The organism is Flavobacterium melibiosi, from assembly GCF_048158545.1.
Lineage (GTDB): Bacteria > Bacteroidota > Bacteroidia > Flavobacteriales > Flavobacteriaceae > Flavobacterium > Flavobacterium melibiosi.
In genome coordinates this window covers 1-25,509 of record NZ_JBLNKU010000023.1, presented here as the reverse complement: position 1 = coordinate 25,509, position 25,509 = coordinate 1, and the positions used below count along the sequence as shown (strand labels likewise).

Annotated in this window: 25 protein-coding genes; 16 read left to right on the top strand and 9 right to left on the bottom strand. The window is 32.6% G+C overall.

The features are described 5' to 3' along the window. Positions 1-541: 541 nt before the first annotated feature. Positions 542-1,219, bottom strand: coding sequence for a DUF4294 domain-containing protein (locus tag ACM55F_RS18530; RefSeq protein WP_416855299.1), 678 nt, complete (start codon positions 1,217-1,219; stop codon positions 542-544). 85 nt (positions 1,220-1,304) lie between these two features. Between ACM55F_RS18530 and ACM55F_RS18525 the strand changes: the two genes are divergently transcribed. Next, positions 1,305-2,393, top strand: a complete 1,089-nt coding sequence (locus ACM55F_RS18525; RefSeq protein ID WP_416855298.1) for a M42 family metallopeptidase — start codon at positions 1,305-1,307, stop codon at positions 2,391-2,393. Between the two features lie 77 nt (positions 2,394-2,470). On the opposite strand, the gene ACM55F_RS18520 is transcribed toward ACM55F_RS18525, so the two are convergent. After that, on the bottom strand, positions 2,471-2,875 hold the full coding sequence (locus tag ACM55F_RS18520; RefSeq protein ID WP_416855297.1) for an ankyrin repeat domain-containing protein: 405 nt from the start codon (positions 2,873-2,875) through the stop codon (positions 2,471-2,473). Positions 2,876-3,202: 327 nt separating this feature from the next. Between ACM55F_RS18520 and ACM55F_RS18515 the strand changes: the two genes are divergently transcribed. Together ACM55F_RS18515 and ACM55F_RS18510 are read left to right on the top strand one after the other, a co-directional pair. Further along, the gene (locus ACM55F_RS18515) at positions 3,203-3,664 is read left to right on the top strand and encodes a DUF1801 domain-containing protein (RefSeq protein ID WP_416855296.1); all 462 of its coding nucleotides are present in this window, start codon (positions 3,203-3,205) and stop codon (positions 3,662-3,664) included. 24 nt (positions 3,665-3,688) lie between these two features. Next, complete coding sequence (locus tag ACM55F_RS18510; protein WP_416855295.1) at positions 3,689-4,228, top strand: SRPBCC family protein; 540 nt, start codon at positions 3,689-3,691, stop codon at positions 4,226-4,228. A gap of 73 nt (positions 4,229-4,301) precedes the next feature. Here the strand turns inward: ACM55F_RS18510 and ACM55F_RS18505 are convergent, their stop codons facing one another. Then, a complete protein-coding gene (locus ACM55F_RS18505) occupies positions 4,302-5,255 on the bottom strand; it encodes a phosphoribosylaminoimidazolesuccinocarboxamide synthase (protein ID WP_416855294.1) in 954 nt (317 codons plus the stop codon). A gap of 151 nt (positions 5,256-5,406) precedes the next feature. Then, positions 5,407-6,237: a Cof-type HAD-IIB family hydrolase gene (locus tag ACM55F_RS18500; protein WP_416855293.1), complete on the bottom strand. Its 831-nt coding sequence runs from the start codon at positions 6,235-6,237 to the stop codon at positions 5,407-5,409. 197 nt (positions 6,238-6,434) lie between these two features. Here ACM55F_RS18500 and hmpA point away from each other — a divergent pair, with 197 nt between their 5' ends. Both hmpA and ACM55F_RS18490 read left to right on the top strand, forming a co-directional pair. Next, positions 6,435-7,637, top strand: a complete 1,203-nt coding sequence (gene hmpA / locus ACM55F_RS18495) for an NO-inducible flavohemoprotein (protein WP_416855292.1) — start codon at positions 6,435-6,437, stop codon at positions 7,635-7,637. 11 nt (positions 7,638-7,648) lie between these two features. Then, positions 7,649-8,068, top strand: a complete 420-nt coding sequence (locus ACM55F_RS18490) for an Rrf2 family transcriptional regulator (protein ID WP_416855291.1) — start codon at positions 7,649-7,651, stop codon at positions 8,066-8,068. 54 nt (positions 8,069-8,122) lie between these two features. Here ACM55F_RS18490 and ACM55F_RS18485 read toward each other — a convergent pair whose 3' ends face one another. Beyond that, positions 8,123-9,073 (bottom strand): PhoH family protein, encoded by a 951-nt coding sequence (locus ACM55F_RS18485; RefSeq protein WP_416837718.1) that lies wholly within the window; start codon positions 9,071-9,073, stop codon positions 8,123-8,125. Positions 9,074-9,256: 183 nt separating this feature from the next. Between ACM55F_RS18485 and ACM55F_RS18480 the strand changes: the two genes are divergently transcribed. From ACM55F_RS18480 to dnaN, 6 genes are all read left to right on the top strand, one after another. Further along, a complete protein-coding gene (locus ACM55F_RS18480; protein WP_416855290.1) occupies positions 9,257-10,084 on the top strand; it encodes an SAM hydrolase/SAM-dependent halogenase family protein in 828 nt (275 codons plus the stop codon). 61 nt (positions 10,085-10,145) lie between these two features. After that, the gene (locus tag ACM55F_RS18475; protein WP_416855289.1) at positions 10,146-10,622 is read left to right on the top strand and encodes a DUF1493 family protein; all 477 of its coding nucleotides are present in this window, start codon (positions 10,146-10,148) and stop codon (positions 10,620-10,622) included. A gap of 49 nt (positions 10,623-10,671) precedes the next feature. Continuing rightward, entirely contained in the window at positions 10,672-10,968 is a 297-nt protein-coding gene (locus ACM55F_RS18470) for a putative quinol monooxygenase (RefSeq protein WP_073354958.1), read from the top strand. A 74-nt stretch (positions 10,969-11,042) separates the two neighbouring features. After that, positions 11,043-11,768, top strand: a complete 726-nt coding sequence (gene gldF / locus ACM55F_RS18465; RefSeq protein WP_416855288.1) for a gliding motility-associated ABC transporter permease subunit GldF — start codon at positions 11,043-11,045, stop codon at positions 11,766-11,768. After that, on the top strand, positions 11,768-13,453 hold the full coding sequence (gene gldG / locus ACM55F_RS18460) for a gliding motility-associated ABC transporter substrate-binding protein GldG (RefSeq protein WP_416855287.1): 1,686 nt from the start codon (positions 11,768-11,770) through the stop codon (positions 13,451-13,453). Before gldF ends, gldG begins: the two co-directional genes overlap by 1 nt. 103 nt (positions 13,454-13,556) lie before the next feature. Beyond that, positions 13,557-14,675, top strand: coding sequence for a DNA polymerase III subunit beta (dnaN, locus tag ACM55F_RS18455; RefSeq protein WP_338644776.1), 1,119 nt, complete (start codon positions 13,557-13,559; stop codon positions 14,673-14,675). A 219-nt stretch (positions 14,676-14,894) separates the two neighbouring features. Here the strand turns inward: dnaN and ACM55F_RS18450 are convergent, their stop codons facing one another. The 3 genes from ACM55F_RS18450 to ACM55F_RS18440 all read right to left on the bottom strand — a co-directional run bounded on the left by ACM55F_RS18450 (position 14,895) and on the right by ACM55F_RS18440 (position 18,544). After that, positions 14,895-16,667 (bottom strand): MutS-related protein, encoded by a 1,773-nt coding sequence (locus tag ACM55F_RS18450; protein WP_416855286.1) that lies wholly within the window; start codon positions 16,665-16,667, stop codon positions 14,895-14,897. Positions 16,668-16,731: 64 nt separating this feature from the next. Continuing rightward, on the bottom strand, positions 16,732-17,565 hold the full coding sequence (locus ACM55F_RS18445; protein ID WP_416855285.1) for a universal stress protein: 834 nt from the start codon (positions 17,563-17,565) through the stop codon (positions 16,732-16,734). A 148-nt stretch (positions 17,566-17,713) separates the two neighbouring features. After that, positions 17,714-18,544: a universal stress protein gene (locus tag ACM55F_RS18440; RefSeq protein WP_416855284.1), complete on the bottom strand. Its 831-nt coding sequence runs from the start codon at positions 18,542-18,544 to the stop codon at positions 17,714-17,716. 178 nt (positions 18,545-18,722) lie between these two features. On the opposite strand from ACM55F_RS18440, the gene mnmE reads away from it, so the two are divergent. From mnmE to ACM55F_RS18415, 5 genes are all read left to right on the top strand, one after another. Continuing rightward, positions 18,723-20,117 carry a tRNA uridine-5-carboxymethylaminomethyl(34) synthesis GTPase MnmE gene (gene mnmE / locus ACM55F_RS18435; protein WP_416855283.1) on the top strand — a complete coding sequence of 465 codons (1,395 nt, stop codon included), beginning with the start codon at positions 18,723-18,725 and terminating at the stop codon, positions 20,115-20,117. Between the two features lie 232 nt (positions 20,118-20,349). Continuing rightward, complete coding sequence (locus ACM55F_RS18430) at positions 20,350-20,913, top strand: helix-turn-helix domain-containing protein (protein ID WP_416855282.1); 564 nt, start codon at positions 20,350-20,352, stop codon at positions 20,911-20,913. Then, positions 20,910-22,052 (top strand): site-specific integrase, encoded by a 1,143-nt coding sequence (locus ACM55F_RS18425; RefSeq protein WP_416855281.1) that lies wholly within the window; start codon positions 20,910-20,912, stop codon positions 22,050-22,052. Before ACM55F_RS18430 ends, ACM55F_RS18425 begins: the two co-directional genes overlap by 4 nt. 196 nt (positions 22,053-22,248) lie before the next feature. Further along, positions 22,249-23,946 (top strand): hypothetical protein, encoded by a 1,698-nt coding sequence (locus ACM55F_RS18420; RefSeq protein ID WP_416855280.1) that lies wholly within the window; start codon positions 22,249-22,251, stop codon positions 23,944-23,946. Continuing rightward, positions 23,939-24,955, top strand: coding sequence for a hypothetical protein (locus tag ACM55F_RS18415; protein WP_416855279.1), 1,017 nt, complete (start codon positions 23,939-23,941; stop codon positions 24,953-24,955). Before ACM55F_RS18420 ends, ACM55F_RS18415 begins: the two co-directional genes overlap by 8 nt. A gap of 35 nt (positions 24,956-24,990) precedes the next feature. On the opposite strand, the gene ACM55F_RS18410 is transcribed toward ACM55F_RS18415, so the two are convergent. After that, on the bottom strand, positions 24,991-25,509 hold a 519-nt coding region (locus ACM55F_RS18410; RefSeq protein ID WP_416855278.1), incomplete at its 5' end, for a hypothetical protein.

Below are 25,509 nucleotides of genomic sequence, written 5' to 3'. Positions count from 1 at the left end.
CTTGCCAGTCTATTAAAGAACGTCTGCGTCATTGCGGGTGCAAAAGTACCACCTTTATTCGCTTTAACAAGCTTTTTTAATCACTTTTTTTCATATTTCCTTAACTTAAAATTTAACTCGCTGGAAACATGGTTTTTGGAGCATGAAGTTTTTTAACTATCCATCCCGAAATTTCATAACTCTCCAAAGAAAAGGGTGACTTTCTAGTTAAAAACCACGGATGTCATTATATATGGATAATCGTATTATACCTTTCTTTATTTATAAACCCGCTAAATACTACAGATTATTGCTCGTTTAAGAGCTTCTCTATAGAAAAACAGCATCAATCAATACCAAATACTATAATATGTACACCTAATATAATGGATGTTTCAACTACCTGCGTTAGGGATAGCAGCGGAAAGCCCACAGTAAAATGAAATGAAATGCAGTTTTGCGAGGACTTGTAGCGTATAGCCCGACTCCTTATATAAAGAAAGGTAATTATCTTATCCGATAATCGCCTCTCTTTATATAAGGAGGAACGCCAAAATGATAATTATTTTTTCAGCTTTTCAGCTCTGGACTCCCAGGAATCAGTTAAATTGTTATAATCAACTGGTTTTGCAGGATTCTGATTTTGTAATCTTCCTGAATCAAATGCCCGTACTAATATAGTTTCTATCAGATAGTCTTCATTAACATCGAAAGGCGCATACTTTGTTTTTAAATTGATGTCAAACATACTTGCAGCCGTATTAGACCAAAAGGCTTTCCATCCACTTTTAAGATTTTTGACCAACTTGTAGGTGGTGTTACCCGTTTGACGATGAATTAGCTTTACGAGTATTTGACCTTGTTTACGAGATAGTTTTTTAAGCTTAGCTTCAAATTCATTACTAAGATACCCTTCTACTATCTTAAAATATTTCTTTTTTTCCTTACCCGTTTTAAGGTTCGCCATACCTCTATTCAGTACTGTCAATCTTTCGGCTGCCAGTTTTGCATAGGGATACGTTTTGTATACTCGGCTTTGAAGTAATAAAAATTGTTTTCTTGCTTCAGGATCCAGTTTCTCTTTATGAATTACTATTTCTTCTAATTGTATGGTGTCATTAAGTATAGAATCATCTTCGGTCAATATATAACCCATTTTGGTAGTGTCCTTTTGGGTCACCTGAGCATTAACAGATATAGTTGTAAAAAGTATAAAAAAGAAAAGCTGAATAATCCTCATTGGGTAAAAAATTTAATTACCAAAATTATACATTATATATACAACTGTGATGCCAAATTTATAATTTAGCAAAAAAAATAATTTTATGAGTACTAAATCAATATTAAAAAAGTCATCACTTGAGTTTTTAGAAAACTACCTTAATAATGCATCGCCTACAGGTTATGAAAGTGATGGTCAAAAATTATGGATGGATTATCTGAAACCTTATGTTGATACTTTTATAACGGATACATACGGTTCGGCAGTTGGAATTATAAATCCGGATGCACCATATAAAGTAGTTATTGAAGGTCATGCAGACGAAATTTCATGGTATGTAAATTATATTACTGATGATGGATTAATCTACGTGATTAGAAACGGCGGTTCAGATCATCAAATTGCTCCTTCAAAACGTGTCAATATTCACACTAAAAATGGAATCATAAAAGGGGTATTTGGCTGGCCAGCTATTCATACTAGAAATAGAAGTAAAGAAGAAGTGGCAAAAGTTGACAATCTATTCATTGACATTGGTTGCGAAACAAAAGAGCAGGTAGATAAAATGGGGGTTCATGTAGGTTGTGTGATTACCTATCCTGATGAATTCATGATTTTGAACGATAACAAATTTGTTTGTCGCGCCATTGATAACCGTATGGGTGGTTTCATGATTGCCGAAGTGGCTCGTTTGCTACACGAAAACAAAATAAAACTTCCTTTTGGATTGTATATTACGAATTCTGTTCAAGAAGAAGTGGGTCTTCGCGGTGCTGAAATGATTACCAAAACAATCAAACCTAATGTAGCGATTGTTACCGATGTTTGCCATGACTCCACTACACCAATGATTGAAAAGAAAATTGAAGGAGATACTAAAATTGGTAAAGGTCCTGTGGTGACTTATGCACCTGCTGTTCAGAATAATTTGAGAGAATTGATTTTGGAAACTGCTATGGCTAAAGAAATTCCGTTCCAACGATTGGCTTCCTCTCGTGTTACGGGCACAGATACTGACGCTTTTGCTTACAGTAATGGTGGCGTTGCCTCAGCTTTGATATCATTGCCGTTGCGTTATATGCATACAACCGTTGAAATGGTTCATCGTGATGATGTTGAAAATGTGATTAAATTGATATATGAAACCTTGTTGAAGTTAGAAAACGAAGAAACATTTTCTTATTTCAAATAATTTATTTTTATGTTTACAAAATAAAAAGCATTATTGTAAATTACAATAATGCTTTTTATTTAAATTTAAATCAAATGCTAAAGACTGGCAACAGGTTTTGATTCTGATAATTTCAAAAATGCTACAGCCTCTTTTGCATTAGATATTTCGGCATATTTTAATGCATTGACACCAATTTTATTTTTTTCTTTTAATTGTGCTCCATTGGCTAATAATAATTTGATAATTTCAACTTTATTATACCTTGCAGCTATCATTAATGGAGTTAATCCATTTGATTTTTCGTTCACATCAATACCATATACGATTAATTTTTTGACAAAATCAATTTCTCCTTTGTATATTGCTACACATAAAGGAGTTACACCTTCATAAATAGAATTATTGATCTCTTTTTGAGTAAAATAATTGTGATTTGATGCATGAGAAACAGTTGAGAATGTTACTAAAGCAATTCCTAGGCAAACGATTGATTTTTTCATGATGATTGATTTTTTGTTAAGTGATTGATTTTTTGATGATTTAAATTTTGAACTAATGTTCTATGCAAATATACATCTAAAGAAAGGTATCTTGTTTTACAAGGTACTTAATTTTAACAAAACATTAACTTTTGTAAATTACTTTTTAAAATCATAACGTATTTATATACAAGCGATTTAGTTTGAAAATTGTAACAATATTTACGTTTAAAAAAATTATACATATTAAATAATTAAACAAACTATCTCTTCATACTTTAACAAAAAAGATACAATTCAAATTATAATTATTCCTTTTTTAGTATTTTTACTTAAACAATTCTTAAAATGCAATCAAAAGCAATAAATGTTAAGGAGTATTTAAAAGAAATTCCCGAGGAAAGAAAACAAGCATTTCTTAAACTTAGACAAACTATAGTTGCTACTATTCCTAAAGGATTTGTTGAACAAATGTCTTATGGAACGATTGGTTACATTATACCACATTCTATTTATCCGAATGGATATCATTGTGATTCAAAACTACCGTTGCCTTTTGTAAACATTGCCTCCCAAAAGAATTTTATTGCGGTTTATCATATGGGAATTTATGCCAATCTGGAATTATTGCAATGGTTTATCTCGGAATATCCAAAATACAGCAAACAAAAATTAGACATGGGAAAAAGTTGCATTCGATTTAAAAAGTTTGACCATATCCCTTTTGATTTAATTGCAGAACTCATGCAAAAAATGTCTGTCAATGACTGGATCAATTGTTACGAGTCACAAATTAAAAAATCAAAATAATTATTAACCTTAAATTATAAAGCTATGAACATTATCAAAAAAATTATTTTAGGACTATTAGCAATTGTTTGCCTAGTATTGATTATTGCTTTATTCCTGCCGAAAAACTATGCTGTAGAACGAGAAATCACTATCAACCAACCCAAAGACAGTGTTTTCAATTATATTAAATACGTTAAGAATCAAGATAATTTTAGCGTCTGGAATAGAAAAGATCCAAAAATGATTAAGACATTTTCAGGAACTGACGGCACGATAGGATTTGTATATTCATGGAATAGCCAGGATAAGAACGTAGGTATTGGAGAACAGGAAATTAAAAAAATCATTGAAGGAGAACGTATTGATTTTGAACTACGCTTTAAAGTTCCTTTTGAATCCACAGATAATGCCTACATGATAACCGAAGTTATTTCGGCTAATCAAACCAAAGTAAAATGGGGATTTGATGGAAAAATGCCTTATCCAATGAATTTGATGTTACCCATAATGAATATGGAAGAAATGCTTGGAAAAGATTTGCAAGATGGATTGAATAACCTAAAAGCAGTTTTAGAAAAATAAAACGCTTTTACCTAAAGAAAAACCGCAATTCAAATGAATTGCGGTTTTTTATTTACCTTTTATAAAAATTATTCTATCTATTGGCTAGATATTCCAAAACATTTTTCTCGATTCTTTCATCAATATTTGAAATGTCAGCTTTTACAAATTTCTCGCCTAGAATATTTTCGTACAACTCAATGTATCTTTCAGAAACCGTTTCAATATATTCGTCAGTCATATTAGGAATTTGTTGTCCTTCTAGTCCTTGAAAACCATTTTCGATTAACCAACGACGAACAAACTCTTTTGATAATTGTTTTTGTTCTTCGCCTTTGTTTTGACGTTCTTGGTATCCTTCAGCGTAAAAATAACGAGAAGAATCCGGTGTGTGAATTTCGTCAATCAAGACAATTACACCTTCTTTAGTCTTCCCAAATTCATATTTAGTATCAACCAAAATCAAACCACGACTGGCTGCGATTTCAGTTCCTCTTTGAAACAAATCTCTTGTAAATTTTTCTAAAACCAAATAATCTTCTTCAGAAACAATTCCTTTAGCTAAAATATCCTCACGAGAAATATCGGCATCGTGTTCGCCATTATCCGCTTTGGTTGTCGGCGTAATAATAGGTTCCGAGAATTTATCATTTTCTTTCAAATAGTCAGGCATTTTTACTCCGCAAATTTCTCTTTTGCCAAGAGCATATTCACGAGCTGCATGACCTGAAACATAACCACGAATTACCATTTCAACTTTGAAAGGGTCACATAAATGACCAACAGCTACATTAGGATCAGGAGTTGCAATTAACCAATTAGGTACTATATCTTGGGTCAATTCCATGAATTTTGTAGCAATTTGGTTTAGAATTTGACCTTTATATGGAATTCCTTTTGGCAAAACTACATCAAAAGCCGAAAGCCTGTCAGTAGCTACCATTACCAAAAGTTCATCATTGATATTGTAAACTTCCCTTACTTTACCTCTATAAACAGATTTCTGGTTTGGAAAATTAAAATTAGTAGTTGTTATGGTGTTACTCATTATTATTAATGTTGTGTTATTTTTTATGTAGCTGCAAATTTATGATTATTTTGGAAAGAAAAGCAAAGAATCGTTTATTCTAAAAGTATAAATAAATAATGCTAAAAATAAATTCTAAAAATTCAAAATAAAGCAAATTTACGGCTCACACCTACTCTACTTCTGAAGTATGTGTTTTTAATATTTTTTGGGACAGGTATTTAGCAACTCCTTCATTATCATTAGTTAATATCACTTCTAAATGAGAAAGTTTATCTTTCAAACTATCAGGAGCATTTCCCATGATTAATCCTTTACCGGTTGATTTAAGCATATTTTCATCATTGAATCCATCACCAAAAGCTATTGCTTCATGGAAAAGCAGATTTTCTTTTTCTAAAATTTTTGCAATGGCAACACTTTTGTCTACTGATTTGTCCATAAATTCCAAACAAAGCGGAAGACTAAAAGCATGACTAAAAAGCGAGGAATGATTTTCTAAGATTTGGTCTCTTAGTTCCAATAATTTTGAATGGGTTTCATGGGTAAAAAAGACTTTTATAGCACTTAAATCCTCAACTGTACTAAAATCTACCAATTCTGGATGATAATTTAATTCCGTTTGAAAACTATTTAGTTTTTCATTGTGTTTGTTGGTTTGCCAAACATTTTCTCTAAACAAAACGGTTGTAATCTCTGGATCAATCTCTAAAGATAAGACAGACTTAACAGCATCACTTTCCATATTAACCGAGAAAAGAAGTTCTTTTGCAGGGGAATGAATCCTTGCTCCATTAGAGGTAACTAAATAAAGTGGAATCCCTAAACATTCCACAATTGGCATTGCGTCTAAATGGTGACGACCTGTAGCTACAATTATTAAATAATTTTGATTGTGGAGTTCTTGAAAAACGGTTTTGGTATATTCTGAAATTTTGTGGTCTGAATTGAGTAAAGTTCCGTCTAAATCGCTGATTACGACTTTTATTTTTTCTTGTATCATCTTTCGTTTTTCACTGTCATTTTTAATAATTCCAAATTTATTCAATTTTAGAGAGAAACGCAAAAAATTATATAAAGTTTAGGTTAATCTTTCTTTAACGATATTTTGAAAAATACATTTAAAAATATTTGTTATATTTAAAATACAACAAATATAAAATGATTACTATATTTGTAAAAAATTATATTTTATAAATCATGAATGCAACTCAAAAAGAATTAATAAAAGCAACTGTGCCAATTTTAAGAACAAATGGAAATGATTTGATAACCTATTTTTACCAAAGAATGTTATCAAATAATCCCGAGCTGAAAAACATTTTTAATATGGCAAATCAAGCTAGCGGAAAACAACAAAACGCTTTGAGTGGAGCTGTTCTTGCTTATGCTGAAAACATAGAAAATCCTACTGTCTTAATCAATACGTTAAAATCAATTGGAAATAAACATGTAAGTTTAAATATTCAACCAGAGCAATATGATATTGTTGGAAATCATTTAATCGGATCGATAAAAGAAGTATTAGGAGATTTAGCAACTACTGAATTAATTGACGCTTGGACCTGCGCCTATAATGAACTGGCTCAAATAATGATTGGTATTGAAGCCGAAATGTATCAAAAAACAATTAATAAAAAAGGAGGCTGGAAAGGCTGGAGAACCTTTATAATCTCTAAAATTGTAAAAGAAAGCGACGAAATCAATTCATTTTACCTTAAACCGGAAGATAACAAAGAAATTGCCGATTTCTATCCAGGTCAATATATATCGGTGAGCACGTTTATTCCTGAATTAGGTCATAAACAGCCTAGACAATATAGTCTGTCTTCCCATTCTAATAATGACTATTACCGAATTTCGGTAAAAAAAGAAATCAGTCAAAATACAACTCCTGATGGTGTTGTTTCCAATGCATTGCATAACAAAAAGGAAGGTGATACAATTGAAGTTAGCGCGCCAGCAGGTGTATTTTTTGTAGATCCAGAAGCAAAAAATCCTTTAGTATTGGTTAGCGGCGGTGTTGGACTTACTCCTATGATGAGTATGGTAGAAACTAATAAAAATTCTCTTCAAAAAAATCAAACGGTTTGGATTCACAGTTGTCGTAATGAAAATGTTCATGCGTTTAAAGATACTATCAAGGAATTAAACAACGAAAATGAGTGGTTAACCTCTTTTGTTTTTTATGAAACTTTACCCGAATTAGAAACAAATGCTATCGAAGGAAGAATCGATTTACATCAAATTAAAGAAGAAATCCTTATTGAGGATGCAAAATATTATATTTGCGGACCGGCAATTTTTATAAAAGTTCAATATCAATCTTTGGTTGCACTTGGCGTAAATAGAGAAAATATACTTTACGAAGAATTTGGCCCCCAATTATTAAGCCTTAATTAGCACATTTTAATATGAAATTGAATCACTTTACCGATTTTAGTATGCGAGTTTTGATGTATCTGAATCAAAAAAAAGACACTCCACAAAGTTCTTTAGATGATTTAGCAAATACTTTTAAAATTTCGCGAAACCATCTCATTAAAGTGGTTCAATTCTTATCAGCAAATCAATTAATTCTCACCAAAAGAGGAAAGAATGGAGGAATACTAATTTCTGAAAAAGCAAAAGAAATCCGATTAGGTGATTTAATTCATCTATTAGAACAAGACGATACGCCTGTCATTAATTGTGATTCAAAACCTTGTATCTTTCAACCACACCATTGCAAACTAAAATCATTATTCAATACCGCTTATTTAGCTTTTATTGAAAGTTTAAATCAATATAAACTTTCTGATATAGAATTCAAAAATTGGAGTGCTATGTTTTAATACATATCAAAAAAAATCACAAAAAAAAGGCTTTATAAAAAGCCTTTTTTTGTTTTAATCATTATTCTCAATCATCTTGTAAGCATCAATTACTTTTTTGACTAATCTATGACGTACAATGTCTTTATCATCTAGATAAATAATCCCAATTCCATCGACATCTTTTAAAACCAACAAAGCTTCTTTAAGCCCGGAAATGGTTCTTCTTGGCAAATCGACTTGACCTGGATCACCGGTAATCATGAATTTAGCGCTTTTCCCCATACGGGTTAAGAACATTTTCATTTGAGAATGCGTTGTATTTTGGGCTTCATCCAAGATTACAAAAGCATTATCCAACGTCCTTCCACGCATGAATGCCAAAGGTGCAATTTGAATAATTCCCTTTAGAATATAATCTTCTAACTTTTCGTTGGGTAACATATCTCTCAAAGCATCATACAAAGGCTGCATATATGGATCCAGTTTTTCCTTCATATCACCAGGAAGAAAACCAAGGTTCTCCCCTGCTTCTACTGCCGGACGCGTCAGTATGATACGTTTGACTTCTCTTTCTTTCAGCGCCTTAATAGCCATGGCAACTCCTGTATAGGTTTTACCTGTTCCTGCAGGTCCGACGGCAAAAACCATGTCATTTTTTGCCATAGTGTCCACCAACAATTGTTGATTGGCAGTCATTGCCTTAATGATTTTTCCACCTACACCATGCACTAATATTTTATCTTGTCCTTGGAATTTTCTTTCTTCCTGACCATCTCCAAGGATAACACGTTCAATTACATTGTTATCAATATTATTGTATCGTGAAAAGTGCACCATTAACCGTTGAAATCGTTTTTCAAACTCGTCTAAAACCTCTTTTTCTCCAAAAGCTTTTAAGGTTGTTCCCCGAGCAACAATCTTCAATTTTGGGTAGTATTTTTTAATTGTTTCAAGATGAGTGTCTTGAGCGCCCCAAAAGTCTTTTGGAGCGATGTCTATGAGCTCGATTATTCTTTCGTTCAAATGAGGTAGTTTTAAATTAGAATTAATTTTTTTATAAATCAATTGGCTGTCGGGTATATTTCTAGTTTTTAAATAGAATTTGTTTTTTGTTTTTCGTTTTTTTGAGTTTACTATTATTAGCTTTGCACTTCTCAAATTTAATAAAATTAGGTTTACATAACACCAATAGTTATAAACAAATTTATGTCAATAATTACCCTTACTACCGATTACGGCTTGAAAGACCACTTTGTAGGTGCGTTGAAAGGGAAGATTTTATCTGAGTATTCCGAGGCATCCATTATTGATATTTCGCATGACATAGATCCATTCAACACTGTAGAAGCAAGTTACATTATTGGCGCATCCTATGCGAGTTTTCCAAAAGGTACTGTTCACCTCATTGGAGTCGATATGGAATCCAATAAAGAAAATCAACATATTGTCATGCAATGGAACGATCATTATTTTATTGCTGCCGATAATGGAATTTTGAGTATGCTTTCGCAAAAGATTGTCCCGCAAAAAATGGTGGCAATAAATATTCATGACCGTTTGCATAATGAAGCTACTGATCTTGATGTATTTGTAAAAGTAGCTTGTCATATTGCTAAAGGCGGTTTAATGAACGTTATTGGTAAAGAAATAAACAGCATTAAGCAAGTGACCGACTTACAGGCTACAATAGCTCTTGATGGTAATTCTTTAAAGGGGCACGTAATTTACATTGACCATTTTGGAAATGTAGTGACCAATATTACTAAAAAATATTTTATTGAAGTTGCCAAAGGACGACCTTATGAGATTGTATTGAAAACCAAAAATATAAAAACCATTTTGCCAAATTATTCGGCGATTGCAAGTTCTGATAAATATCCAATTAAATATTATGAAGGAGAAAAATTAGCTATTTTCAATGAAGCCGGTTTTCTTGAAATTGCCATTTTTAGAAGCAATCCATCCAAAGTTGGCTCTGCGAATAGTTTATTGGGATTGAATTATAGAGATATTATAACTATAAAATTTATTTAAAGCTTAATTATTTTAGATTGCAGATTAACGATTTATGATTTCAGATGTAAAGCAACTTAATATGAAAACAATTATAAAAATAAGTTTTAAAAATTTAAAACAGAATTATCTTGAAGTACAACAATTCCTTAAAGAACAATCTGGGGAAGAATATATATATAATAAATCAAAAATTGCTAATGATTTAAGTCTTTGGGGAGATGATAATTATGATATGTTAGAAGATTTTATTAAAAAATATAATTTAGATTTTTCTACTTTTAATTATGATGAGCATTTTGAAAGTGAAGGCGAACTTTTTGGTTCTGGTTCGGTATTATTAAGAATAGTGCTAATCCCTTTATATATTATTAAATTTATTCTATCCTTAATATTCAAACCATTCTCAAAAGAATATTCAAAGAAAGTTAATAGTTTCAATTTCTTTTTAAAAAAACATACATCAAACAGAATTGATTTAACAATGGGGGATTTAATTACTTCTAAAATTCAAGGAAAATTCTATTTAAAAGAAAATATTAAATTTGTTTTTCACTAATTTATAAATCAAAAATCGTTAATCCTCAATCTAAAATCTTAAATCCCAAATGTTTGTACGAATTGTAAAATTGAGTTTTCACGAGGAACATATTCCTGCATTTTTAGAAAACTTTGAGTTAATGAAAGATAAAATACGAAATGCTCCCGGAAATCGTTTCTTAGAATTGTATCAAGACAAAAATAATAAAAGTATTTTCTTTACCTACAGCTATTGGGAAACCGAAGCTGATTTAGAAAATTACAGGAATTCTGAACTTTTTTACGATGTTTGGACATTCACCAAGAAATTATTCAATGACAAGCCAGAAGCGTGGAGCGTTGACAAGTTAGTTACTTTAGAATAAAAAATAGTTTAAAGTTTAAGGTTGTTGGATTGGGAACTTTAAACTTTAAACATTTCAAACCTTAAACAAAAAAAATGAAATCAATAGTATTACGAGAGATAAAATCCTTTTTCGGTTCGCCCATAGGCTACTTAGTTATTGCCATTTTTCTAATTATCAACGGATTGTTTCTTTGGGTTTTCGAAGGAGATTATAATATTTTGAATACCGGTTTTTCTGATTTGACTCCATTTTTCACCTTGGCGCCTTGGATTTTGATATTCCTGATTCCTGCAGTAACCATGCGTAGTTTTTCGGATGAAAAAAAACAAGGAACATTAGAATTATTGCTGACGAAACCATTGAGTATTTGGCAAATCGTAAACGGAAAATTTCTTGGTGCTTTGCTTTTAATACTAATGGCGATTATCCCAACATTCATTTATGTAGCCGTTATTTCCAGTTTAGGAATGCCGGAAGGTAATATCGATATGGGAAGCACGATTGGTTCTTATTTTGGATTACTATTCCTGATTGCTGCCTATTCTGCTATTGGAATATTCACATCAACACTCTCTGATAATCAAATTGTAGCATTTATTGTTGCGGTATTTTTATGTTTCTTCTTCTATTTTGGGTTTGAAGGTCTAGCTTCTGTTGTTCCAAATGTATCTTCCATAATTGCTTCATTAGGAATGCAAGATCATTTTAAAAGCATGAGCCGAGGCGTATTAGACACAAGAGATATTCTTTATTTTACAAGCATAACCGTTGTCTTTCTTTCATTTACTGTTTATAATCTAAAATCTTTCAAATCGTAATGACTACTTCTAAGAAAAATAACCTAAAATCAGTATTGATTATCCTTACAATTGTAGTGCTTGCGAATTTAATAGGAAGTTCCTTTTTTCATCGTTTTGATTTAACAAAAGATAAAAGATACACGCTTTCCACTACTTCTTTGAATATTATCAAGCAAGTTCAAAATCCGTTGTCTATAAAAGTATATATGCAAGGCGATTTGCCGGCTGAATTCAAACGTTTACAACAAGAAACAAAACAATTACTAGAAGAGTTTAAGGCCTATAATACCAATATTGTTTTTGAATTCGTAGATCCATTGGAGAACGAAGACGCAAGCATGGACAATATTAAAGACTTGTATCGAAAAGGGCTTACGCCAATAAACATAACCGTTGACGACAAAGGAAAGCAATCCCAAGCGATGGTTTTTCCTTGGGCGATTGCCGTTTATGACAATAAAGAAGTTAATATTCCATTGTTGAAAAACATTATGGGTGCGACAACTACCCAAAAAGTGATTGGTTCTGTTCAGCACTTAGAATACTCAATTGCCGAAGCGTTGAATAAGATTACCAAAGCCAAACAAAAGAAAATCGCTGTTATTAAAGGAAATGGAGAATTGCAAGATATTTTGATGGCTAAATTTCTTTTGCAAGTACGCGAAAGTTACCATATCGGCCCTTTTACATTAGATTCGGTTGCCAAAAGTCCAATAGAAAGTTTACAAGCTTTAGAAAAATATGACTTGGCTGTTATCGCTAAACCTACAGAAACATTTACCGATGCGGAGAAACAAGTTTTAGACCAATTTATCATCAATGGCGGAAAAACATTGTGGTTGATTGACCAAGTTTCGGCAGAAATGGACAGTTTGTATGATTCATCCGGAGCTACTTTGGCGTATCCAAAAGATTTGAATTTGAATGATATGTTCTTTAAATACGGAATCCGAATCAATCCTGATTTAGTAAAAGATGAACAAGGAAGTCCCATAAAACTAGCCACTGGAGAACAAGGAAGTGCGACTCAATTTCAAGAATTCAACTGGAAATTTGCACCACAGGTATATCCAAACAGTTTGCATCCGATTGTGAAAAATTTAGGCGGAATCAGATTTGATTTTGCGAATCCAATCGATACCTTGAAAAACGGAATCAAGAAAACCATTCTGTTGCAATCGTCACAATATTCGAAGAAGATAGGAACTCCAACAGAGATAAACCTGAATAGTGTTGCCGAAGAAACTTCGCCAAACGATTACCTGAATAAAGGAAAGATTCCATTATCCGTTTTATTGGAAGGTTCATTTCATTCTATGTTTGAAAATAGAGTGTTGCCTTTTGAACAAAAAACATTTCAAGCCACAGGAAAAGAGAACAAAATGATTGTGATATCAGATGGGGATTTGATAAAAAACCAATTGGATAAAAACTTTCAACCGGTAGAATTAGGTTATGACCAAAGGTCTGGAAATTTGTATGATAATAAAGATTTCCTGATAAATTGCGTGAATTATCTATTGGATGATACCGGACTTATTAACATTCGAAGCAAAGATCTTGATTTACCTTTATTGGATAAAGAAAAAGTTTATGAAAACTATACCCGAACACAAATCCTAACTATCGGGCTTCCAATTCTTATTTTGGTACTTTTTGGTGTCGTATTTACTTTCCTTCGAAAAAGAAAATACAGCAAATAGATGTTAATAAAAAAGTTTCGAAACTAGAATAGTTTACGATATATTTGTAAAATGTATCGTATTTCTGAATTAAAGAAATACCTTAAAAAATAAAACAAAACAGATGAAATTTATAGTATCGAGTTCGTACTTATTGAAGCAATTACAAGTTTTAGGTAACGTTATCAACAGCAGTAATACTTTGCCTATTTTAGATAACTTTTTATTTGATTTAGACCATAATGTGCTAACGGTTTCAGCTTCTGATTTAGAGACTACCATGTCTGCTACTTTAGGAATTGATTCAGAAAGTAAAGGAAGCGTTGCTGTCCCTGCAAAATTGCTTTTGGAAATCCTTAAAACATTCCCGGAACAACCCTTAACTTTCACCGTTGAAGAAAACAGTACGATAGAAATCAGTTCTAATTCTGGAAAATATGCTTTGGCTTATGCTCCTGGAGACGAATTTCCAAAATCGGTTAACTTAGACGATCCATCTGTAACACTTGTTCCTGCTGATGTTTTGGCAACAGCCATAAGCAAAACAATATTTGCTGCCGGAAATGATGATTTACGTCCGGTAATGTCAGGTGTATTCTTCCAGTTTTCGCCACAAGGATTGACATTTGTAGCAACTGATGCTCACAAATTAGTGAAATATGCGCGTACTGACGTAGTGGCTTCTCAAGTGGCTGATTTTATTATGCCAAAGAAACCTTTGAACATCTTAAAAAATATTCTTGGTACTTCAGATGCTGAAGTAAAAATTGAATACAACGATTCGAATGCTACTTTTTCTTTTGACAATTATGTTTTAATGTGTCGTTTGATTGACGGAAAATATCCAAATTACGAAGCGGTAATTCCAAAAGAAAATCCAAATAAATTAATGATTGACCGTTCTCAATTTTTGAGTTCTGTACGTCGTGTTGCTATCTTTTCGAATAAAACTACACACCAAATTCGTTTGAAAATCGCTGGTGCTGAATTGAATGTTTCTGCTGAAGATATTGACTATTCCAATAAAGCCGAAGAAAGATTGACTTGTGATTATCAAGGCGATGATATGCAAATAGGTTACAACTCTCGTTTCTTGACTGAAATGTTGACTAACTTGCAATCGGACATGATTATGCTTGAAATGTCATTACCAAACAGAGCCGGAATCCTAACTCCTGTTGATGGATTAGAAGAAGGTGAAACAGTTACCATGCTTGTAATGCCGGTAATGCTGAACAGTTAACATTATATTTTGGTTTTGTTATATTTAATTTTTGATATTCAAATATAATACTTACCATTGCACAACAGATACGCTATTAACCAAACCATTTTTATATTTAAAAAACCGTCTCGTTTAATTACGAGACGGTTTTTTGCTTTTATTCCTATTCCTTCATGGGAATGAAAATAACGTTTAATCTAATTAATCCAAAAATCTAAGGAGTCTAACATTCCCTAACTAAATCACTCCCATTTTTTTCATCAGGAATGTAGCGCTTCTGTTTTTACAAATTCCGTCACGCAATTTATAGTCAAAATGCAATTCATCATTCTGAATCTCCACTTCAAAGCATTTATTAGTCAATATATTTGGATAGTCATTCGTTGTTAGACAAACTTCGATATCATGCGTTGCAATGGCTCCAACTGCTTTTTTACCAATCACTTTTTTAACAACTTCTATTGTTCCATTTCGTTTATCATCTGAATTGGTTCCGCGTAATATTTCGTCTAGTAAAACAAATGCTGGTTTGTTTTCAAGTTCGTCCATAATTTGCTTTAAGCGCTTTATTTCGGCAAAGAAATACGATTCACTATCAGACAACGAATCGGATAATCGCATGGAAACCAAAACAGGCAACGGATGCACATTAGCCTGGTTGGCACAAACTGGCGAACCCATTCCTGATAAAACCATATTGATTCCCAAACTTCTCAGAAATGTACTTTTTCCTGACATATTAGAACCCGTTAAAATCATAAATGATTGCGGTTGAAAACGCACATCATTCCCTATTCTGGTTTTTTCATTTAATAAAGGGTGACTTAAATCTGTAAAATCGATTTCGAAATTCGTGTTTAATGTTGGGTAGGTAAACTCGGGATTATTATAGGAAAGATTTGCCAAACTGTTCAGCATCTCGAATTCTCCAATAACTTCCATCCAATCCTCAAGTACTTCAGCATGATCCTTTTTCCATTGAATTAATGATTTTAAGACATGTAAATTAAAAAGAAACGTTCCATTGAATACAATAGCCGTGACGAAATTACTAATGCTGTCCATTTTCGAAAACAAACCAGCTAACTGTTTCAAATGAATGCTGGCATTTTCTTTTTTGAACATTAGTTTTTGTTGTAAATCAATTAGTTTTCCCGACTGAAAAGATTCCTCTTCAATCTTCTGCAACAACAAGCTATATTGATGAATCGTTTTATCAATGTTAGTAGAATTAGCAATTTCGACCTGAATTCGCTTCATAAACCTACCCAAAACGGTTAAATTAATAACAAATAAATACGACAAAACAGAAGCGAAAATGGTATTAGAAGTCACTAAATAGGCAATTAAAACTCCTAGAAAAAGAAGTGGCGAAAAATAAGAAATAAAAATACTCAGTTTGGATAAAGGCGTACTATTGAATGTACTCCACTTGAGCAAAGTCTCATAATTCGATTGATTGTCATTGCTTATTTTGGCGAAAGCCAAAAATTCCTGACGCCAATCTAATTTTTCGGATAATTCTTTTACCGCTTTATGATTTCTAAGAATCTCATCATTGGGTGAAAGTGTCAGAAGTTGGTTTGCCAATGTTCTTTTGCCAATATAAGTGGCAGTTCTATTCAAGTTTTGGAACAAAGAATGTTCACCGAAAATATCTAAATCATACGCATACGGATGATGAAAATCATTGAATTCCTGTCCGTTTTCGAAAGGGATTTTATTCCTTTCCAGATAGGAAATTTCATTTTCATTAATATCCAATAATGCTTTATTGACTTGCTTCTGGAAAAGTAATTTAGTGTGAATGCGCATTAAAAAAACAAACAATCCAAAAAGAAGCACTGACAAAATAATGAAAACAATTTCACTGCTTCTGATGTAATAATACATGGATACCAAAAAAAATACAATAGACAGCAATCTTAATATGCTTATACTATTGTACTTTTTATTGATTCCATTTAATACTGCTGAAAACCCTTCTTTTTTTACTTTGTATATTTCCATAATTCATTTGAATGAATGACAAATATAGCAAATTAGATTTCGGGCGAAAGCCAAATTTAATACACTAATCAATATGAATGGCTAAAATTGGAATATCAAAATTAGTTGCTAATTTTTTTGTAAAACTTGGTTTGAACAAACCTTCAAAAAATCCTCTTTTATAAGTAAGCATAGTTAATACATCGATGTCTTTATATAAAACAAAATCCAAAATAGTTTCTTTTATTTCATCACTGGTAATGACAAAAAACTCAATGGGTTCTTGTATAAATTCAGTCTCCCATTTTTCTATTGTTTCTTTTGATACATCAGAACTACTGGTTTTAACATAAAGGCATTTCACTTTAGCTTTTGTTTTTTTTGCAATATCCAATACTGTTTTAAGTGCTTTTTTATCTTTAGGTCTAAAACGAGTTGTAAAACCAATAGTCTCAATTTTTTTAAATTTTGCTTCCAATGGGACGCATAACATAGGAACATCTATCCCTATTATTGTAGAACCAGCATTACTTCCAACAAAAAATGCATCCCATCCAGTAATCCCAGAAGTTCCCATTACAACAAAATCTATTTTATCTTCTTTAATTGCTCTTTTGATATTCGTTAATAAATCACCATCCATAAGCCTGTGGGTCATCTTAATTTTATCGAGATTACGTTCTTCAGCTATAGCACGGAGCTTCGGAATCTCCTCTTTAAACATATCAAATTGGGATAACTCTAATGAATCATAGATGACAGCATAATTTTCAGGAAAAAACTGATTATCAAATACGGGCAATTCAAATGTGTGCAATAAAACGAGTTCCCCATGAACTATTTTTGCAAATTCTAAAGCATGCACAAAGGCATTCGTGGCTACTTCAGAAAAATCTGTTGGAAATAAAATTTTTTTCATTTTATTAAGTATTAAAACGGTTCATTTTTAAATTTAATTATAAAAACTAATATTCAATATGATAACTGTAAGCTAATCAAAAATAGAACAATGCTCAGATTCAAACTATTAATTCAAACACTGTTCAAATTTTATTATTCAATTAATTTTATTCATGGATAGCAAGAATTGGTACATCAACATGAAAAGCTAATTTTTTTGAAAGACTGACTTTGAATAGTTTTTCAAAAAAATTTCTATGGTACACGTGCATCGCAATCATATTAATCTTATGTAAATCAATAAAGTTTAACACAATGCCTTCCACGTCATTACCCACAATAGAATGCAATAGGATATCCTGATTTTCAACTATCTGCTCCCACTCTTCCCTATGGTCAATCTTATCCGTTTGAGGAGATGCGAATACATGCAAACAATCGATATGTGCCTTAAATACTTTGGCTAGAGCCATAACTTTCTTTAATGTTTCAAGGTCTTCAGGTCTGAATTGTGTTACAAAAAGTATTTCTTTTATGGGCTGATATTTACACTGTTCTGGAATTGCCAAAACAGCTGCTTTGACATCATTCATCACTTTTGTTGCAACCGTACCTAAAAAAGTTTCTTTTAATCCCGTAGCTCCTTTAGTTCCCATGACCACAAAATCAATATTTTCCTCCTTCGTTATTTTTTGGATTTCAGGAATCAAATTACCTAAAATCAATACATGGCTTATTTTGATGTGATCCAAATTATTTTCTTCGGCAATACCTCTTAAAACAGGAACTTCATCTTTATAATTCTCAAAATTACTTAACTCGGTAACATCATAAATTTCATGTAAATATTCCGAAACATTAATATAATTGGCTTGTGGCAATTGATAAACGTGCATTGTAATAATTTCGGCGTTTATGGAATCCGCTAATTTTAATGCATAAATGAATGCATTATTAGATACATCTGAAAAGTCGGTAGGAAATAGAATTTTTTTCATAATATATTTTAATTTACTGAAAGTCAATATTTTATATAAATTTACAAAAGAAAACACAAAATAGTATGATAATTATCAGTTTGGCTAATTTTTAACAAAAAATAAAGTTAATGGTTTAATAAGCAAGTCTTGTTGCCATGTCAATTTTACTTACTTTTGCATAAAATTGAAATAAAATATGATCCCTCACGATTCCATAGTGGCACTGGCAACTCCTTCAGGAGCAGGAGCAATAGCCGTAATTCGAATTTCAGGTGAAGATGCCATTGTTATTGGTAACTCTGTTTTTCGATCCATTAAAAACAAAGATTTAACAACGCAAAAAACTCATACGTTACATTTAGGCCATATTATGGATAATTCAAAGACTTTAGATGAAGTCTTAGTGTCCATTTTCAAAGGACCAAATTCCTATACTGGTGAAAATACCATAGAAATTTCCTGTCACGGTTCTACTTATATTCAACAGCAAATTATTCAGTTATTGCTCCGTAAAGGGTGTCGTATGGCAAATCCTGGTGAATTTACACTACGAGCTTTTCTAAACGGGAAACTGGATTTATCACAAGCAGAAGCTGTTGCCGATTTAATTTCGTCTGATAATGAAGCCTCCCACCAAATTGCTATGCAGCAAATGCGTGGTGGTTTCTCTAATGAAATAGCTAAACTGAGAGAAGAACTATTGAATTTTGCTTCACTAATCGAACTAGAATTGGACTTTGCAGAGGAAGATGTAGAATTTGCCGACAGAACTCAATTTCATGAATTATTAAATAGAATCGAATTTGTCCTAAAACGATTAATCGATTCGTTTGCCGTAGGTAACGTCATCAAAAATGGAATTCCAGTAGCCATTGTGGGTGAACCCAATGTAGGAAAATCGACGCTGCTGAATGCCTTATTGAATGAAGAGCGCGCCATCGTTTCAGAAATTGCAGGAACGACACGTGATACTATAGAGGATGAATTAGTGATTGGCGGAATCGGTTTTAGATTCATAGACACTGCAGGAATTCGGGAAACCGAAGATGTGGTGGAAAGCATTGGAATTCGTAAAACTTTCGAAAAAATTGAACAAGCGCAGGTTGTCGTTTATTTATTAGACAGCAGTTCACAAATGACAGACGGAAGCTTTAAACAAATCCAGATTGAATTAGAAAAAATCAAGAATAAGTTTCCGTTAAAACCACTTATCATTATTGGCAATAAAGCAGATAAATTAAATGAAAATCAAAAGTCGAAAATCAAAAATGAAATAGATAACATATTACTTCTAAGCGCCAAAGAAAAACTAGGCGTTGACGATTTAAAAAATCAATTGCTTTCGTTTGTTAATACCGGTGCTTTACGCAATAACGAAACAATCGTAACTAACACAAGACATTACGATTCGTTATTAAAAGCTTTGGACGAAATACAAAAAGTAAAATACGGGCTGGAAACAAACTTGTCCAGTGACTTGATGGCATTGGATATTAAGGAAGCTTTGTACCAATTTGGGATGATTACAGGGCAGGTTACGAATGATGAATTGCTGGGTAATATTTTTGCTAATTTCTGCATCGGAAAATAGACTTCACAAAACATCACAAAATAAGACAAAGAATCCCACTTAAAATGTCATAAAACGGCATTTTAACTGGGATTCTTCTTTCTGTTTATATAATTTTATTTACAGATAGTTTGTTCCTTTTTGTACCATAATTGTACCACGAAAATATTTTTCCTTATCGGAATTTTTTTTGGTGAGATTATGACACATAGAGAGACACATAGACACAATGGGACACAAAATTAGTCACATTATGAGTTCTAACATTGAGGTTATCAGAATTTGTGAACACTGCAAAAAACAGTTCACAGCCAGAACAACGAGAACACGGTACTGCTCCCCTATTTGCAACAGTCGTGGTTATAAATCATTGGTGCGAAAAGGAAAAGTAGAAAAAAGCAATAACGAGATCGTTCAGCTTTTAAACACAGATTTAGAGAAAATAAAGCCGCTTGAGTTTTTAAAAATTACACAAGCAACCCTACTTTTTGGAATCAGCAGAAGTACGCTTTATAGGTTAGTAAACAATGGACATCTGGACATTGCAAAGTTCGGCAAACGAACTGTTATCCGCAGATGCGATCTTGAAGCTTTTTTTGCTATTCCCATCCAGGATGTTACTTTGAAGACTGGACAGCAATTTCCTGGTTTTGACAATTGCTATACTATCACACAAATTCAGCAGAAGTACAATATTTCTTCAGGAGCACTCTATCTATTAATTCAGAGGCAGGGTATAGTAAAATATTCCGTTGGAAAATTCACCTGTGTAGCCAAACAGGATATTGATATAATTTTTAATGCTGCGGGAAGATGAAAAATATAAATGTTACGCTAAGAAAAAGGACGCTGCCAAGTGGAAAGATTACACTATATCTTGATTTTTTCCCTCCAATCTATAACACTAAAACTCGTGAATTTTCGCGTAGGGAGTATTTAGGTCTATATCTGGTTTCAAAACCAACCAATAATATTGATAAAGCAATGAATTCAGAAAACTTGCAGAAAGCCGAGATGATTTGCGCAAATAGGCTTAATGAATTAAACAAACTGCAAATCTATACTCCATTTGAGCGAGAGCGGCTTCGTCTACAGGAAATAGGAGAAAAATCATTTCTGCAATATTTAAAAGATACAGCAGAAAGCAGGATCGGCATTAATGCTGAAATTTGGAAATATGCAATTATCCACTTTGAAAAGTTTCTTAAGAACGAAGACATATTAATGAAGGAAATTAATGTAACAATTATTGAGGACTTTAGGGGATTCATTTTGAAAGCAAAATGTTTAAAGAAAAAAGACCAGTTTTTGGCTCAAAATACTGCCCTATCCTATTTTAACAAGATCAAGGCCACCCTGCGAAAAGCTTACAAAAAAGGATTACTGCAAACTGATGTTAATGCTGCGGTTGAAAGCATCAAGGAACAAGAGTCCCAAAGGAATTTCCTTACTATGGAAGAAGCTTCAAGGCTGTTTAGAACACCTTGCAAAAAAGAAATTGTCAAACGCATCTCCATGTTTTCTCTGCTAACAGGAATACGCTATTCCGACATTGCAAAACTTACATGGGTCGAAGTACAGCATAGTAAAAGTGAAGGATATTACATTAGATTTAAGCAGCAAAAAACTGACAGACCGGTAACTCTCCCTATTTCTGAGGAAGCGTTCGAGTGTTTAGGAGAAAAAGTGGAAAAACACAAGAGAGTCTTTTATGATTTAAAAAAATGGGATGTCGACCGTTTGCTGCCTATTTGGGTTAAAGACGCATCAATTGAAAAACACATTACATTTCACTGCTTTCGCCATTCGTATGCAACATTGCAAATGGCGGCTGGGACGGATATCTTTACAGTATCGAAAATGCTTGGGCACAAAAATATAAAGACCACTCAGATATATACGAAAATCATCGACGAGAAAAAAAGGGAAACAACTAATAAAATTTCATTTAAATAATGTAAGTTTTTATTTTAGTAGGAAAATAAATTCTAGTCTTTTACTTTAAGATGGCTTTATTAGCCACCTTAAAGTCGAAGGCAGATGTGAATCTTATAAGATTCGTTACCCAGATAATTGGAAGTAAGGGAATAATATTCCAAAATAATTAAATTTATTATCTTCGTCTGATGGTCTCTAATGGATCCTTAGCACTATGATAAACATAAAACAACTACTTGGATTTAAAGACGTCTTTCCGGAAGACCAAGAGGAACCGATCATCAACTATTTACGAAATGTTTCAAGAGAATCATTACTGAAATCTATAGGCTTTTTTAATACAAAACCTCTCCCAAATTATGATAATTTTTTTAGTAATCCAGAAGTACATGATCAAATAGTTGGCAAAGTCAACTACTATTTATTTAATAATCAAATCAATGTAAAGCCAGCAGTTGTCAGCGGACAAGGTGCTTTAAAATTTGCAGAAGTTGTGTTGTCTAATTCCGTAGAACTACTTGAAAACAACACCAATGATTCCCCTTACGACGATGAAATGAATTTATTTAAGGCATTTCTATGCATAAATACTGAACTAATCAGTAATCAAGTCTTGGATAATTTAAATGAAGATAATTTTGAAAAACTGGTAGATTTCAGTATGGTCTTTACTTTTCCATTTGCAGATTTAGCAATTTCCGAAAATGACGACCTCGATTTTTTACATTTGCTTTATGCCACTTTTTACAAGGTTGAAGCACTTCTTGCATTTCTTAATTCCAAACCTGAATATTCGAGCCTCAAAGACGGATTTATTAAGTCCTTTAATGTTTCGTCCGAAGAAGAATTTGTGAAGCAGATGACATACCTCTTCGGAAAATTACTGGAATTAAAAGGAAACAACAGCTATTTATGGAACGTCGAAGATAAGCACGCATTAGCATTCCTCAATTCAATGGTCGCAGACGACATTGCTCCCGACGAGGATTTTACCCACATTAAAAACAGCCCGATCTATAAGGTTGAAGAAAGCGTATATTCTATTATCCATTACTTTTTTGTCATTGATAAGTTTTATAAAAGTGCTAAATTCAAACTAAAAGAACTTTATGAAAAAGATGAACTTTTAAAGACTTCGTATGGAAATTTTTTCAGCTTTTTTAACAGTGAATTTTCTGAAAACTTCCTAATGAAAAACCTGCTCAACGAAATATTTTCAAAAAAATACTTTGTAAAGAAACCGGAAAGAGACAAAGAACTTCCTAGGGAACCCGATTATTATGTCAGACATAATAATGAAGTATTTATTTTTGAAAACAAAGATGTGCTCGTTGCAAAAGGCATTAAAGCGTCTGCTGACATTGAACAAATCAATGCTGTTTTAAAAACCAAGTTTTTGGTGGATGGAACAAAGAAAGTAGGTATTGGACAGATTGTAACTACAATCGGAGAAATTGGTAGCAAGCGTTTTAGATTTGATGATTATGTAAACTCAAAGGCTTCGCTTACAATCTACCCCATCTTACTTGTACATGACAGAATATTCCAAACATTAGGAATTAATTACAGGCTTAACCAGTGGTTTAAAGAGCAGTGTATCGTAAGGCTTGGTGATTTAAATAAAACTTTCAACATCAAAAGCCTTACTGTAATTGACATTGACACACTAATACTCTGGCTGCCTTATTTCCAGCTCAAAGACAAGAATTTTAAAGACGTACTCAATTTTCACCTGGACAAAATGAATAAAAAAAAGAAAATAAACAATGCGCCAAATCAGGCTGCGGTGATGTATAGAGCAAATCAAAATTTAACCGAGCAATTATCCCCAATTTCAAGAAGGATAATACCATATACTATTGATTTGAAAAAACTTATGGACAGGTTTAAAAATGTCATAAAAGATGAATAATCATGAGCAGATCCTTAGGATAATTTTTGAAGGATTCAATACAACAACCAAAAATTACAGCAATTGCTTCCTAATGATGTGGGAAAGTAATTTTTCACAGAAAAAGCTTTATGAGCTGATTTCCGGTCAAAACTATGTTGTTTGTTCAGAGATAAAAATCGATAAGCTTATTCGCTCTCTTTGCGAAGAAGGCGTTGGAGATTTATGGGAGGCCTATGTTTCAGCCGAGCGCGATGGCTATTTTTTTACAAATTTTGCTGAACCCTGTTTTTCAAATCTATACTACTACAATATCCCTAGATTCAACGAATTAGATTTTGAAAATCTCATCGGTCGGTTTGGCGGAAGTAAAATCCCTGAAACCGTTACTATGACACCCGATTTCTTACTTGGAGATATTGTAATAGAGATGAAAGACCTTCAAAATGAAAGTTTATATAATGAAGACAGGCGCTCTACAATAGCGAAAATATTTGAAGCAGATAGTAGTTTTTCCGTTAATATAAATTTCTCTGCCACTAAGGGTAAAAATCAATCCTTATATAAAAGAGCTATAGCGAACTCAGTAAAAAATGTCGTAAAGAAGGCTTCAAAGCAAATTAAAGAATTCAGCAAGACAAATTCAATCAATACCGCCGGCGTGTTCTTAATTAACACCGGATATTTTAGTCTTGACCACCAGCTTTTCAAAACTATTGTTGAGGAAATTATCGCACATGATACGACGAACATTAAGTATGCATACATTTTTACACAAAGCATGTTTCATAATGCTGTTGGAGATTTAAGGGCAGATTACAAACAAGATTGTATTGGTGAGCTTCCCAGTGAGCTGAATGGCATATATGAAGCGTGCAAAACTCTAATTGATAAAAAAATGTCTTCTGTCTTTCGACCTGATAATGACGAGAGATCTTTTGTAGCATCACAGTATCCTATTTCCTTTTTTGCAGATAATAAAATATTTTACTGGAAACCAGAACGCATTGAACCTTCAATAATTTTTTAAGGAATCCAACTCCATTGATTACGCTACCAAATATTCTATTTGTAAGTACTTTTTGAACTTGGGCTAGTTCGATTGCCTGGTATCACAACCGATATTATATAATCTGGGTAGGATACTTCCTGACCTGTAGATGGTCGCAAATGATGAATTTTAAACCAATCTTTGAAATTAGTCATTGGTTCTTTACTCTTGTCGCTCATTTCCAACAAGACAAAAATCCCCAATTGATCATATCCTGCTGTATAAGTTTGTGCTTGGGCAATGTAATTTTCTTCGAGCATATCTTTATCAGGGCGCGACAATGATTTTTTTAATTCGATAGGTACGGTTATAATATCTTTCTTGTACACTATATCCACACGCCCGCCATCCACAAACTTAGACTTCTCATGTTCAAATCCATCTGCAATATTAGAATGTTCAAAATATAAAATCACACTGTCCTGCAAATCTTGCTCATGGGCTTTGGTACCTTTTCCTTTTGCAGATGTACTGTATAGAAAGGAAAAACGTTTCTTTTCATTTCCAACAAATGTTGAACGGCAATAACGAAT

Coding starts and splice junctions, on each gene's coding strand:
- ACM55F_RS18415 (WP_416855279.1), top strand. CDS start 23,939: ATGAATAATCATGAGCAGATCCTTAGGATAATTTTTGAAGGATTCAAT.
- ACM55F_RS18515 (WP_416855296.1), top strand. CDS start 3,203: ATGCAATCAAAAGCAATAAATGTTAAGGAGTATTTAAAAGAAATTCCC.
- ACM55F_RS18470 (WP_073354958.1), top strand. CDS start 10,672: ATGTTTGTACGAATTGTAAAATTGAGTTTTCACGAGGAACATATTCCT.
- ACM55F_RS18500 (WP_416855293.1), bottom strand. CDS start 6,237: ATGATACAAGAAAAAATAAAAGTCGTAATCAGCGATTTAGACGGAACT.
- ACM55F_RS18440 (WP_416855284.1), bottom strand. CDS start 18,544: ATGAAAAAAATTCTATTTCCTACCGACTTTTCAGATGTATCTAATAAT.
- ACM55F_RS18530 (WP_416855299.1), bottom strand. CDS start 1,219: ATGAGGATTATTCAGCTTTTCTTTTTTATACTTTTTACAACTATATCT.
- gldG (WP_416855287.1), top strand. CDS start 11,768: ATGACTACTTCTAAGAAAAATAACCTAAAATCAGTATTGATTATCCTT.
- ACM55F_RS18445 (WP_416855285.1), bottom strand. CDS start 17,565: ATGAAAAAAATTTTATTTCCAACAGATTTTTCTGAAGTAGCCACGAAT.
- ACM55F_RS18420 (WP_416855280.1), top strand. CDS start 22,249: ATGATAAACATAAAACAACTACTTGGATTTAAAGACGTCTTTCCGGAA.
- ACM55F_RS18480 (WP_416855290.1), top strand. CDS start 9,257: ATGTCAATAATTACCCTTACTACCGATTACGGCTTGAAAGACCACTTT.
- dnaN (WP_338644776.1), top strand. CDS start 13,557: ATGAAATTTATAGTATCGAGTTCGTACTTATTGAAGCAATTACAAGTT.
- ACM55F_RS18450 (WP_416855286.1), bottom strand. CDS start 16,667: ATGGAAATATACAAAGTAAAAAAAGAAGGGTTTTCAGCAGTATTAAAT.
- mnmE (WP_416855283.1), top strand. CDS start 18,723: ATGATCCCTCACGATTCCATAGTGGCACTGGCAACTCCTTCAGGAGCA.
- hmpA (WP_416855292.1), top strand. CDS start 6,435: ATGAATGCAACTCAAAAAGAATTAATAAAAGCAACTGTGCCAATTTTA.
- ACM55F_RS18425 (WP_416855281.1), top strand. CDS start 20,910: ATGAAAAATATAAATGTTACGCTAAGAAAAAGGACGCTGCCAAGTGGA.
- ACM55F_RS18505 (WP_416855294.1), bottom strand. CDS start 5,255: ATGAGTAACACCATAACAACTACTAATTTTAATTTTCCAAACCAGAAA.
- ACM55F_RS18430 (WP_416855282.1), top strand. CDS start 20,350: ATGAGTTCTAACATTGAGGTTATCAGAATTTGTGAACACTGCAAAAAA.
- ACM55F_RS18520 (WP_416855297.1), bottom strand. CDS start 2,875: ATGAAAAAATCAATCGTTTGCCTAGGAATTGCTTTAGTAACATTCTCA.
- ACM55F_RS18475 (WP_416855289.1), top strand. CDS start 10,146: ATGAAAACAATTATAAAAATAAGTTTTAAAAATTTAAAACAGAATTAT.
- ACM55F_RS18525 (WP_416855298.1), top strand. CDS start 1,305: ATGAGTACTAAATCAATATTAAAAAAGTCATCACTTGAGTTTTTAGAA.
- gldF (WP_416855288.1), top strand. CDS start 11,043: ATGAAATCAATAGTATTACGAGAGATAAAATCCTTTTTCGGTTCGCCC.
- ACM55F_RS18490 (WP_416855291.1), top strand. CDS start 7,649: ATGAAATTGAATCACTTTACCGATTTTAGTATGCGAGTTTTGATGTAT.
- ACM55F_RS18510 (WP_416855295.1), top strand. CDS start 3,689: ATGAACATTATCAAAAAAATTATTTTAGGACTATTAGCAATTGTTTGC.